General features: G+C 57.8%; 11 protein-coding genes. All 11 read right to left on the bottom strand.

Going from position 1 to position 12,491, the window contains the following annotated elements:
- Positions 1 to 16: 16 nt before the first annotated feature.
- The gene (gene icmH / locus AB5Y59_RS02295) at positions 17 to 796 is read right to left on the bottom strand and encodes a type IVB secretion system protein IcmH/DotU (RefSeq protein ID WP_368211444.1); all 780 of its coding nucleotides are present in this window, start codon (positions 794 to 796) and stop codon (positions 17 to 19) included.
- Positions 797 to 818: 22 nt separating this feature from the next.
- On the bottom strand, positions 819 to 2,153 hold the full coding sequence (gene tssK, locus AB5Y59_RS02300; RefSeq protein WP_128272051.1) for a type VI secretion system baseplate subunit TssK: 1,335 nt from the start codon (positions 2,151 to 2,153) through the stop codon (positions 819 to 821).
- 2 nt (positions 2,154 to 2,155) lie between these two features.
- Positions 2,156 to 2,671, bottom strand: a complete 516-nt coding sequence (gene tssJ, locus AB5Y59_RS02305; protein WP_041215374.1) for a type VI secretion system lipoprotein TssJ — start codon at positions 2,669 to 2,671, stop codon at positions 2,156 to 2,158.
- Positions 2,671 to 3,921 (bottom strand): type VI secretion system-associated FHA domain protein TagH, encoded by a 1,251-nt coding sequence (tagH, locus tag AB5Y59_RS02310; RefSeq protein WP_011705717.1) that lies wholly within the window; start codon positions 3,919 to 3,921, stop codon positions 2,671 to 2,673. The genes tssJ and tagH overlap by 1 nt, the downstream gene beginning before the upstream one ends.
- Before the next feature lie 68 nt (positions 3,922 to 3,989).
- Entirely contained in the window at positions 3,990 to 4,988 is a 999-nt protein-coding gene (gene tssG, locus AB5Y59_RS02315; protein WP_128272053.1) for a type VI secretion system baseplate subunit TssG, read from the bottom strand.
- On the bottom strand, positions 4,952 to 6,718 hold the full coding sequence (tssF, locus tag AB5Y59_RS02320) for a type VI secretion system baseplate subunit TssF (RefSeq protein WP_011705715.1): 1,767 nt from the start codon (positions 6,716 to 6,718) through the stop codon (positions 4,952 to 4,954). The genes tssG and tssF overlap by 37 nt, the downstream gene beginning before the upstream one ends.
- A gap of 3 nt (positions 6,719 to 6,721) precedes the next feature.
- A complete protein-coding gene (gene tssE / locus AB5Y59_RS02325) occupies positions 6,722 to 7,153 on the bottom strand; it encodes a type VI secretion system baseplate subunit TssE (protein WP_042015698.1) in 432 nt (143 codons plus the stop codon).
- 6 nt (positions 7,154 to 7,159) lie between these two features.
- Complete coding sequence (tssC, locus tag AB5Y59_RS02330; protein ID WP_368211445.1) at positions 7,160 to 8,638, bottom strand: type VI secretion system contractile sheath large subunit; 1,479 nt, start codon at positions 8,636 to 8,638, stop codon at positions 7,160 to 7,162.
- Positions 8,639 to 8,674: 36 nt separating this feature from the next.
- Entirely contained in the window at positions 8,675 to 9,178 is a 504-nt protein-coding gene (gene tssB / locus AB5Y59_RS02335; protein WP_041215379.1) for a type VI secretion system contractile sheath small subunit, read from the bottom strand.
- 662 nt (positions 9,179 to 9,840) lie between these two features.
- Positions 9,841 to 11,190 carry a tetratricopeptide repeat protein gene (locus AB5Y59_RS02340; protein ID WP_342041102.1) on the bottom strand — a complete coding sequence of 450 codons (1,350 nt, stop codon included), beginning with the start codon at positions 11,188 to 11,190 and terminating at the stop codon, positions 9,841 to 9,843.
- Between the two features lie 599 nt (positions 11,191 to 11,789).
- On the bottom strand, positions 11,790 to 12,491 hold a 702-nt coding region (locus AB5Y59_RS02345), incomplete at its 5' end, for an RHS repeat-associated core domain-containing protein (protein WP_368211446.1).

The following is a 12,491-nucleotide window of genomic DNA, read 5'->3' on the forward strand; positions in this document are numbered from 1 at the left end:
TGCTCTCCTTAGGTATTTATTTTAATAATTCGCCCAGTTGACGAAGTACGTCCTGGGTCTGGTTATTGAGTTGGTGGTGATAGAGGCCAAAGATCAGCGTCAGGATCAGCGCGCCGCCCATGAACAGGCTGCGCAGGGAGACCTGCTTGCGCAGCTGGTAGCGGGAGGCCTGCTGGCCCAGATCGAGGTGAAACACGCTGGGCGCCTCGCCACCGGCCTCGGGGGCCAATTGCTTGTGCAGCTGGCGCACGATGCGCTCGAACTCCCCTTGTCCCTTGCTCATCACCTTGTAACGCCCCTCGAAACCGAGGCACAGACAGAGGTAGATGAACTCCAGAATGTCGCGATAACGCACCGGGTCTTCCTGCAGGCGGGCCAGCAGCACGAACACCTTCTCGCCGCCCCAGGTCTCGTTGTGAAAGCGGGTCAGCAAGGAGTGCTCGGACCATTCGCTTTGACTGCCCCAGTCGCGGCCCATCACGGCCTCGTCGATGAAGGTGCAGAGGATGTAGCGAAACGACAGCACCACCCCGTTCTCGTAGCCCTGGGCCATCAGCTCCTGCTCGATGGCCTGGATCTCGGTCACCACCCGCTGATAAAGCTCGGGCACCCGGTCGTAGCGCGACAGCAGGCGTACCCGCTGCACCAGCCCCAACAAAGGGGTCACCGCATCGATCATCGGGTTGATGCTCTGGCCGCGCAGGCGGAACCAGTAGTCCGAATCCATGTCCAGCTGCTCGGCATGATCGAACAGCAGGTCGCTGAGTTGCTCGTTCTTGATAATGTCCGTGGTCATCTCTGCTTATTCCTTGGTGCGATCACTGGCTGCGAATGGCCCAGAGCTGCATGTCGAGCTCGGGGAAGTCGCCGGCGATGTGGAAGGCAAGGGTGTTGCCCACCGCCAGCATCTGCCAGGCCGGGCTCTGCCGGTCGAGCTGGAAGTAGCTGTAACCGGCGTGATAGGGCAGCTGGCGCGGCGCCACCGGCAGCGGCAGCAGCGGAATGCCGGGCAGTTGCAGGCTGATGAGCTCGCGGATCTTGTCGCTGGAGGCCACCTTGGTCTGCTGCAGCAACTGCTTGCGCAGCTGCTCCTGCGGCATGCGGGCACGCACCGCCAGCACGAAGTCGGCGCTCTGCATCAGCTCGCTCTCGTTGACCATGGCCACCATGATGCCGTACTGGTGCTTGCGCAGCTGGATGGAGACGGCGCGCGGCGACAGCACTGTGCTGAGCGCCTGGCGCAGGGCCAGCATCACCGGCTCGAAGCTCACCTGCTGATCGTCGTGGCGATAGGCGGGGAACTCGGGCGGCAGACGGGACTCGTCGGTAAAGGTCATCAGCTCGCCACAGATCTGCACCAGCGCCTCATGCAGCCGCTCGGGGTGCAGGGTGCCAAGGCGCGCCAGATGGGAGAGCTGGGGCTGTGCCCGGTTCAGGAGCTGCAGCATCATGAACTCGGCCACGTCGGCCACCCCCTGCTGACCCGGCGCGGCAATGCGCTGGGAGAGGCTGCGGGCCCGCTCGGCCACGAGGCCGGCCGACTCGCCGAGGAAGCGCTTGAGAGTCGGGATGGCGGAGACGCTGATGCTGCAAGGCATGAAGTTGGGATCCAGCACCAGACCGCCATCCGGACGCTTGTCCAGAATGCGGGCGATGGCGAGCGAGGCGTAGGCGCTGCGATCTTCCCGCTCCAGCATCAGCCGCAGGCTGACCCGCCCCACCTCGAGGGAGACCACGTCCCCCCCTTCGCTGTGCAGATCGCGCACGTCGTGGCGATGGGCTTGCAACCGGGTGGCCACCTGACCGCCCTGATTGACCTCGTTGACGCCGCTCACCGAGAGCGGCAGCGCCAGATAGACCTTCTGGTTGGCCACCGAGGCGTCGGTGACTTCCAGCGGGGTCGGCAGCACGTCGTCGTTCGGGATGTTGAACACGGTACCGTCCGGCAGGATGCCGGTGGCCCCCACCAGGGCGATGCGACCAAAGCCCAGGTAGTCCTCGTTGATGGCAAGCGACTGCAAGCCGTAGAAATAGTCGGACAGCGCGCTCAGGCGAGCGTGCAGCGCGTAATCCGAATGTCTTTGTTGTTGCTGGAAGTGCTGGGGCTTGATGAACAGCCCCTCACGCCAGATAACCCGATTTCGACTCGACATGGTTATTCTTCTTCTTTTTGCAGTTCTACTTCATCCAGGCGCAGGTGCACCAGGATTTGATAAGCCGTTCCCTTGCTCTTGATCTTGATGACCTTGCGCCACTCGGCGCTGTCGGGGTCGGCGTAGCGTGCGATCACCCCGATGTAGCGGGTCTTCTCGTCGAGCTTGATGGGGGGCAGGTATTTGAACTGGCCCGGCAGCAGGGTGTAGTCCTGGTGGTCCAGGTAGTTCTTGCCAAGGGCCTTCTCCACGTCCGCGGTCACCTGGTCGTAGTCGGTGGCAAGCAACTTGGAATCCTCCGCCAGCAGCACCACCTGAAACTCGATGGGCGCCGCCTCCCCGCTCTCGTTGGGGTTGACGTCAGGCTCCGCCAGCAGACTCAGCCCCAGGGTAGAGGGCTGATCATTGTTGCTGCCCACCTGGATATCCGGGTTCATGGCCACGTCTGCCATCTTGCCCATGGTGGTACAACCTGCCAGGGCCAGCAGCGCGGCGCCCAGCATCAGCGCACGTATCATCAAATCAGTCCCTGTTGCTGACGCACGGCCTGGTCATAGGCCTGGGCATACACCTGGTGGAACAGCTTGTCGAACCCCTGCTGGCGGGCGGAGGTGAGCTCGCGGTAGTAGTGCTGGTACATGTCCCAGGCCCAGCCTTCGTCGGCCGTGCCCGGTGCACCGCTGCGGCGGTATTGCTCGAAGCGCCCCAGCAGCGCCTGCGGTGAAAACGCCTGCAGGATGCTGTCGAGCGCCGCGCCGATGGCCTGCTGGTTCGCCACGTGGTGGATGCGCACGTTGTGCAGGCTCTCGGCCACCGCCGCCGGTGCGCTCAGGTGGACCGGGCTCTTCTGCTCGGCAAACAGCACCGCCAGGGTCTCGTCATAATCAAGGCCCAGGCGCAGCGGGTTGTCCTCGATGGGACGCAGGTGCTTGTCCGCCAGTGCCGCCTGCTCGTTTTGCAGCTGCAGCAGCCCCTCCACCATGGCCCGCACCGTCTTGCCCATCTCTTCGAGCATGTCGTGGGCCTGCTGGGTGTCCTGCAGTTGCAAGGGTTGGCCCAGGCCACGCATCAGCGGAGTCAGGGCCACGTGGTCGACGCCGTCCAGCGACAGCTGATAATCGGGATGGTTCTCGATGGCGGGCATATCCAGAAATTCTTGGTTCATGGTGTTCTCGACAGCAGAAAAAGGGGCAAGAGGGGGGACGTCCACATCCGGTTGTGAACGCAGTGAAGCCTGCAGGCGACCGTCCGCCAGCGGACCATCCATCAATGGGTTGGGCGCTCTGCGCTCCTGCTGCAATGCCAGCAAGGGATCCGCCGCCAGGGTGCGCGGATCGTCAGCCGGCACGACGGGCTCATCGCTGGTCAGCCACTCGTCGAGCTGCTCGGTGGGGCGATTGCCCAGCACCTGTTGCAGGCTCTGCTCGGGGGTGATGGCCCCCAGATAGGCGCGCAGCCGGAACGGGCCGACCACGAGCTCGTCCCCCTGCTCCAGATGCACCTTGCGGGCCCGCCCGATGGGCGAGGTGGCACCGTTGATATAGGTCTGGCCGCTCAGATCGCACAGGCAGAATCGACCGTCGTTGAGCTCGATGCGGGCGTGGGCGGGCATGACGGCCCCCAGCCTGTCGCGCAGTTGCCAGTCATCCTGTTCGGAGGCCCCCAGGGTCCCCCCCATCTCGTCGAAGCGGTACTGCACCTGCTGGCTGCCGTCGAGCTGTTCGCTGTTGAGCACCACCAGGGAAAGTTGCTGGTTAAAATCGTCCACAGTTACTCCTGCACTGATTCCTGTAGTTAAATTTTCTGCGCTGCTGATGTCTGCACTTATTCCTGCACTTATTCCTGCACACAAATGGTCACAAACGGATCACTCGGCGGCTGGCCGAGAAAGGTACTCCACCCCAGACGGGCACTCTGCTCCTCCCCAAGCCTCAACCCCCTCGCCTGCTCCTGGCCGAATCCCAGACGTAGATCCCAGGCCAGCTGATCGCGCAGGATGAAGGAGACGAAGGTCACCAGGGCATGAAAGTGCTCCCCGTTCGGCAGAAAGCCGAGAAACTGGCCAAAGCTCAGGTTGTTGATCTTCAACAAGAACTTGCCGGCACAGTCATTCACCTTGTCACCGATGACAAAATCGCTCCCCAGGGTGGCGCAGGCGCCGCCGAGGCGATTTTGCTGATCCTCATGAATAGGCACCTTGCGCCACTGCCAGGCACTCACCTGCACGTCGGCCAGATCGAAGCAGTGGGCCACCAGACCGGCCACCACCTCGGGGGAGCGGCTGGGGCTGGCCAGCATGCCCGCGTAGGAGAGCATCTTGGCCCGGTTGACCGGCAGGCTCTGGCAGACCGCCTCATTGCCAAGCCCCACCAGGGCGAACATCAGGCGGGAGAAACCATCCTCGCCGTTGTCCTGAAACCGCACGTGGTAGCGATACTTGCGCCAGATCCGGTGCAGCAGGGTCAGCAGACGGTGGTGGAAGAAGTCCAGAAACAGGCCGAGCTTCTGCTCCCCCTGGGCGTACTCCCACGCCAGCGAATCGAGGTAATAGCCGGGCATCGGCGACTGACTGCCGTGCAGGCCGAGGAAGGCCACCTCCAGCTCGTGACGACCCTGCCCGTCCCGACCAATCTGCAGCACGTCGCTGGTGGGGAACCCCAAGGAGGCGGTCGCCTTGAAGCGGATGTTCTCGTCACCGGGCAGGTAGTCGAGCCCTCGCTCCTGATCGGCGCCATCGAGCCGGTTGAGCAGCTCAACCAGCTGGAAGAAGTTGAAACGGGGCGCCTCCCGGGCGGCGCTCACATCAGGGAGTGCTGACCGATCTGGACTGGCCATTGGTAGCGCTCCTTGTTGTCGAGATTGACCACCTCAAGCAGGTGGAAGGCGTTGACGCTGGCGTAGAGCGAGAAAAAGTGGGCCAGCACGGTACTGAACAGATAGAGCTCCCCTTCGCTGCCAAAGGCAGACTGGCGGATGGAGAGCACCGACTTGAGCCCCCGCACCGGCATGCCGCGCACCAGCCGATCCACCGGCTTGGTCTCGATCTCCTCGATCCCCGCCAGCCGCTTGCGCGAGGCCTGCTCGGCCTGCTTGTCGTGCAGCGCCGGAAAATCGTAGGTGCGCAGCACCTGCACCAGGGCATCGCGGCGCAGCAGGGAGACATAGTTGAGGGAGAGGTTGGATATCAGCGTCCAGTGCAGACTGCCGTCCAGCGCCGGGCGCAGCGGCCGGGTCGGCCGGATCAGGTTGCGGAAGGTGGCAAACGAGGGCGAGCTGCCGGTCGGCACGCAGACGCTGCCCACCTTGAGACGGGCGGCGCGGGAGCGGTTGGTGCAGGTGAGCGTCACCGAGATGGATTCATCCAGTTCGACCGTGGTGGTTTCATCCCCACGCACGAACGAGAGGCTGTGTTCGAAACCATCCCCGCTCACCGCCTCCTTGACCCGCACCCGGTAGTAGAGCGCCAGCCGCTGCTTGGCCCGCTCGATCTGGTGCTGGAAGCTTTCGAATGGCTGATAGATGCGCGGCGTGCCGCGGGAGCGGCCGAGGTTCCCCTCGACCCAGCCCTCCACCTGATCCACCGAGAAGATCTCGAAGCTGTCGGCGTGGCGATAACTTGCCTTGAGGGGATACTCCGCCTGACGACCGTTGAGATTGACCGGCTCGCTGTCGTGCTGGAACAGGTTGATGGCCGGCACGCAGTTGAGCATGAAGGAGTCGGGACGGATCTTGAGCTCCGCCGGCAATGGCCGGTCGAAGCAGAAGTGCACCTTGAATTCGCTCACCGGCAACGGCTGTTTGGGCCACTCGCCACCGGAGAGTTCGAAGAAGAGGAAGCTTTCCGGGAAGCAGAAGTACTCCTGCAGGATCCGGTAGCCGGAATAGACGTTGTTCGGATAAGGCAAGAGCGCATCATCACGCTCGAAGCCGACCGATTTGAGGGCCTTGGCCTCCTGACGAAAGCGCTTGCCGTCGATCTCCAGCTCGATATGGGAGAGCTGGTTGGAAAGCCAGAAGTAGAGCTCATAGGCGGTGTAGCTGTCGCCACCAAGGAAGAAGCGCAGCTTGTCCAGCTGCAGCTCGCTAAGCGGCAAAGGGGCATGCAGGGCGATATCCAGCGAGATGGTGGAGAGATCGTTGCCGCTCTGGGCAGCGATATGACGGATATCGGCCGGATAGACCCAGGTATCGTGACAGGTCTGGAAATGACAGGTCACCTCGTCCAGGGGCAGACTGTCGAGCTGACAACCTTGCCTGACCAGCGCCGGCTGGGCGATGGCCCCCGGAATGACCGAAAACTGCATGATGGTCATGCTGGGCACGGGACGCAGGTAGTTGGGCCAGAGCATGTTGAGCAGACCGTGGGTCAGCTCGGGAAACTCATCCTCAATCTTGGCGCGCAGGTTGCCCGTGAGGAAGGCGAATCCCTCCAGCAGGCGCTCCACGTCCGGATCGGTGTTCTGCTCCGACAGAAAACGGGTGAGCTCGGGATAGGCGTCGGCAAATTCGCGCCCTTGCAGGCGCAAAAATGCCAGTTCATCCCTGAAGTAATGTTCCAGCGACATTGATCAGACCATGCGGTAGTGACGGTGACTGTCCATATGGACGTTGAACGAGGTAACTTGCTCGAGCTGCTCCAGCCGCACGTGGGCCGTCACCTGAAACGTCATCTCAAGCGGGCTCGCCTGATAGTCGGGTGAACGGACTTCCACATGCACGATCCGCGGCTCATAGCGGCGGATGCATTGCCGGATCGCCTCCCGGATCCGCCCCTTGATGTCGGCACTCCCCTGGGTGGCGTCATTGAGATCGATGACGCCAAGTTCGGGGGCACTGCGACAGTTGCCGGGACGGGTGTTGAGGATCTGATCGAGCTGCCGTTTGACAGAGTCCACCAGTTCATCCACTTCCGAACGGGGGGAGGAGCCAAGCCCCTCCCCCCGGATGCGATCAAACAGACTGGCCGCATTGCCTCTATCCCATGATGAGAGATGCGGCATCGGGCTTTATTCCTTGTCCAGACGACCTACCAGAGAGAGCTCGAAGCTCGCTCCCATGTACTTGAAGTGCGGGCGCACGGCCATGGCAACCTGATACCAGCCCGGCTCCCCTTCCACGTCCAGCACCTTGATCTGGGCGGCGCGCAGGGGACGACGGCTACGCACGTCCGCAGGGGGGTTCTCCTGGTCGGCAACGAACTGACGGATCCAGTTGTTGAGTTCCCGTTCCAGATCCTGGCGTTCCTTCCAGGAACCGATCTGCTCGCGCTGCAGCACTTTGATGTAGTGGGCCAGGCGGTTGATGATGAACATGTAGGGCAGCTGGGTACCCAGCTTGTAGTTGGTTTCCGCTTCCTTGCCTTCCTTGGTGTTCGGGAACACCTTGGGCTTTTGCACCGAGTTGGCGGAGAAGAAGGCGGCGTTGTCGCTGTCCTTGCGCATGGTCAGGGTGATGAAGCCCTCTTCCGACAGCTCGTATTCACGACGATCGGTGATGAGCACTTCGGTCGGGATCTTCGCCTGCAACTGACCCATGGCCTCATAGACGTGCACCGGCAGATCGTGAATGGCGCCACCACTCTGCGGACCAATGATGTTCGGGCACCAGCGGTACTTGGCGAAACTGTCGGTCAGGGAGGTGCCCATCAGATAGGCGGTGTTGCCCCACAGGTAGTGATCATGGTTCGAGCTGATCTCTTCCTGGTAGTTGAAGCCCTTGATGGGGTTCTCCGTCGGATCATAGGGCAGACGCGCCAGGAAGCGCGGTGCAGTCAGACCCAGATAGCGGGCATCTTCCGACTCGCGCAGGGAGCGCCACTTGGTGTAGGCCGGCCCTTCGAATACCGATTTCAGGTCCTTGATGGAGGGCAGATCGGTGAAGCTGTCGACCCCGAAGAAGGCGGGGGCGACGGAAGAGATGAAGGGGGCATGGGCCATGGCGCCCACTGCACTGACATACTGCATCAGCTTGATGTCAGGGGAGCTGTGGGTGAAGGCGTAGTCACCAATCACGGCGCCGACCGGCTGTCCGCCAAACTGGCCATAACCGCTGGAATAGACGTGCTTGTAGAGGCCGGACTGGGTGATTTCAGGAGAAAATTCAAAATCGTCCAGCAGCTCTTCCTTAGTGGCGTGCAGCACCTGGATCTTGATGTTCTCGCGAAAATCGGTGCGATCCACCAGGAGCTTCAGGGAGCGCCAGGAGGACTCCAGCTCTTGCAGCTCCTTGGCGTGCAGGATGACGTCCATCTGCTTGCCGAGCTTCTTGTCGAGCTCGACGATCATGCTGTCCACCAGCGCCTTGTTCACCGGCTCTGTGGTGGTGCCACTGTCCAGAATGTTGGCAATCAGGGCTGCAACACCCTGCTTGGCGACGCTGTAACCCTCATCCACCGGGGTGATGCGGGCCTGCGCCATGATTTCGTCCAGCAGGGACGAGGAGGCTGCACTCGCCCCCGCTTGAACCTGTTCTTCGACCAGAGACATAATTTTTCCTTATAAGTCAGTCAATTAATCTGCTGATCACTCGGCAGGCTTAATCAAATCCAGCTCCTTGAGCAATTGCTCGCGAGCGTCGTCACTGGACAGCAGATCCTGCAGACGGTTGCGGAAGGCGGGGATATTGCCAAGCGGCCCCTTCAGGGCAACCAGCGCCTCACGCAGCTCCAGCAGCTTGCGCAGCTCGGGCACTTGCTGGGCAACGCTGTCAGGGGTGAAGTCTTCCAGGGACTGGATTTTGATCGACACGGGCAACTCGTCCTGGCTGTTCTCCTCCAGGCGGTTGGGAACCGAAAAATTCAGCTCCAGTGCAGATTCTTTCATGACGGAAGAAAAATTATTCTTGTCGATGGAGACGGTCTGACGCTCCTCGATGGGGGTCTCTTCAGAGCGCCCTTTCATATTTCCAACCACCATCATGGTCAACGGAAGCTCTATTTCCGCCTGTTGGCCACCGGTTGCCGGCACATATTTGATATTGATACGTTCTTTGGGCGCAACAGTGGCGCCATCAATCCCTTTTCCCATGCTCTAGATACCAAGTTGAGGATCCATGAAGACCCAAAAGCTTATAGCCAATGCTTTTGTCGGCAACTGTAAAAAATGACAGTTGACGTGCTCAGAACGAAAATGAACAAAAAAGCACCAACCAACCACGCCTTTTCGATATATTCCAGGAGAGATCCTGGATATCCAAAAGGCAGCATTCAGCTTGTTATTCAATACAATCCGATTACGTCTCTACTCTTCGTTAGAGATCATATCTGGCTTAAGAGCCATTTGTAGCGAATGGTATATTTTTGATGATGATAACGTCAACGACAAATATATCTACAAATGTATCAAAATCAAAATAAACGCATAAATACCAATAAAAACAACAAGATAGAATCAACCTATCAAAATGTAAACTTGAGACAAGAAGTGTAGGAAAGTTGTATTTAGTGAAGAGTTAAATAGGAAAAATCTGATTTTAAATCTTCATGACTTCTCATGATAAGCCATAAACCGTGCTCATTTTCCGAACACAAAAAGAGATTTTTCTGACAACATCCGATGTTATTTTTGTCAAAAAAACCGCCAGGATGCATTATCAAGGCGGTATTGGATGGCGATAATAAGTGGGAAATGGCTTTATCCACTCACTGTTATTTTTAACACTATGTCTCATTCATGTTATGGGAATGGCATCATATGCCCTCTGACGCCTGCCCCATTTCACCGTGTTTATCCAGCCTGATGAACCAGTGCTGCGCCAGTTTTTGACCGGCACTTTTTTCTTGTGCCGTCATGCCTTTTTCAAGTTCACGGCTGGCGGCGGTTGCATCAATATTGCCATCCGTTGCGGCCAATAAATACCATGCATAAGCATGCAATCTATTGCGGGGGGCTCCCCATCCCTGCTCACGCATGATGCCCATGCGATATTGTGCTTGCCGATGATTGGCGTTTGCCGCAGCCCGATACTGTTTCATGGCTCCGGTGTAATCAGCCTCACCACCCAGCCCCAGTCGCAGCATCTCGCCGTAGGCATATCGAGCCTCGACATTGCCCTGTGAGGCCGCCAGAGAGAGGCTCTTGCGCGCAGCTTTCAACTCCCCCCGTTCCTGTTGCAGGGTCGCCAGTTCAAGCAGAGCCTGGCTCACCCCCCCCGCAGCAGCCAGATTCAGCCAGTGCTCACGTGCGGTGATATCGCTCTGCTGCAGGCTCAATTGATATTCGGCGTCATGGGAACCATTGCCTGCCGCCAGCTCCAGCCAATAACGGCCAAGCGCCAGGTCCTGGGCAACCAGATCCCCCCTCAGATAGGCCTGCCCCAACCACAGCTGGGCAGGAGCAGCCCCAGCATTGGCGGCGCGCTGATAGAGGCTGAATGCCTCTTCAGAGGGCGCCTTGCTCGCCAGTACCAGCAAAGCGTCCGGCTGTTGCTGGGCTGCGGCTTTCTCATACCAGCGCAGGGCAAGATCGGCGCGCTTGATCACCCCTTTCCCCTGCTCATAGCGAGTGCCAAGCTGGAATTGGGCATCCCGATTCCCTTGTTCGGCGGCTTTCTCCAGCCACTTGACGGCCTCTTCATCGGCCCCCGCCTGACCTGCATACCACTGCCCCAGAACCAGTTGGGCATTTCCATGATCCCGCTTGGCGGCCTGCTCGAACCAGTTGAGGCACTCACTGGTAAGCTTGCCCTTGTGCCGTTGTCGGCACTCCTGACCCAGTTGATAGCTGGCCTCCGAATTGCCCAACTTGGCGGAGCGCTGCCACCACTGCCTGGCCAGTGCAGGATTTTTGGGCTCTCCCAACCCCGCCTGATACCAGCTTCCCACCTGTAGTGCAGCCTTGCCCCGAATATCGGCATCTGCCGCCAGCGGACCCACTTGATCGGCAGCCTGCTTCATCCAGCGCATCGCCTCAGGATAATCCGGCTTCGCTGCCAAACGGTTGGCCAGCTCATATTGCGCCTTGCCCTGGCCCTGCTGGGCGGCATTTTGTAACTTGGTATCAGATAAATAATTTAATTGGTTGGCACAACCAACAAGCATAAATAGTAGGCATATTGGAAAGAGTTTCTTCATAGGTTTTATTACAGTGCTTTGAGTTGGTTAAATTTATTAATGTGGTGAGATACAGAATTGAATTTATTGCCAAGTTATAAAAACCAATATTACATCCTTTCTAAAACTCAGAAGTTCTGCTGTGTAGAGTTCAATTGAAAATCAGACACCCTCACGCTTAGATACCAGAGTATCTATGTCACTGAATTTCTATGACGAGTAGAGAATACACCACCCAATACTAATGGTGTTTACATGGAAAATAATAGCATTCATCACCTAAAAGGTTAGCAATATTATTTCCAGTTACAATTTATTACCCATCCCCCCCTTAATTACACTATATGTAGTGAAGCAATCGATAGTTTGTTCATTTTTATTTATTTTAATCGTGTCGGGAAACTCAAAAACTGACAATAGGTCATCAAAGTCTATGTCCTTCTCCAAGTGGCAAAAGTAGCCTGTTCTATTGTTCCCCCATAAGAAATCATTGTGAGAGACATTCCCTTTACTTAAAAGATAGTCAACGACTGGCTGCAAGTGATAGTAATCCTTTTCTTCAGAAGATGCACTTCTATTAATTGCAATCATTTTTTTGACCGCCTCAAGCTTTCCAGTTTTTTCGAAACATCAGGTGCTGTTGTATTCTTCATCATTTCCAATGTGCCATCGACAGGTTTTAATTTCAACAAGAACTCATCAAGTATAAAATATTGATTATGTGTCTGGTATCTGCCAGGGTTAAACTGAGGGTTCGCTTTAGTGGGTCCAGTCGCAGCACCTCCCATGGGTATGTCTTCATGTACTTCAAATATTTGAACAAACTTTTTGTATTCTGTCCTGCCATCCCCGGCATACACTTGAACACCTTGATTTAGTGCTCTGGAGCTAACAAGACCATCTTTAGCACGGCTAATTTCAACGGCTTCTGGGGTAGTGAAATAATTACCTGTTATTCCCCCTTTTTCTTTCCAAGTGATATGAGATAATTTGGTTCCCTTTGGTAGCAAAATATCTTTTAACCTATCGATACCAAAGTATGGATCCTTTCCTTGATAAGAGGCAGAAACATCCTTCGCTGTTTTGGATATTGCTTTTAATATAAGCTGACATCCAGCTTTTACTTTACTTAACCCTAGCGGATCCACCCAGCCTGTAGGGTTGGGGGCATACTGGTAGTTATTGAGCCCGCCGGCCAAGCCTATCGGGTCAGGGGTGATAAATCTACCCGTGCCGGGCTGGTAGTAGCGGTGGCGGTTGTAGTGAAGCCCGGTCTCGGCGTCAAAATA

Source organism: Aeromonas sp. s10, assembly GCF_040907975.1.
Lineage (GTDB): Bacteria > Pseudomonadota > Gammaproteobacteria > Enterobacterales > Aeromonadaceae > Aeromonas > Aeromonas caviae.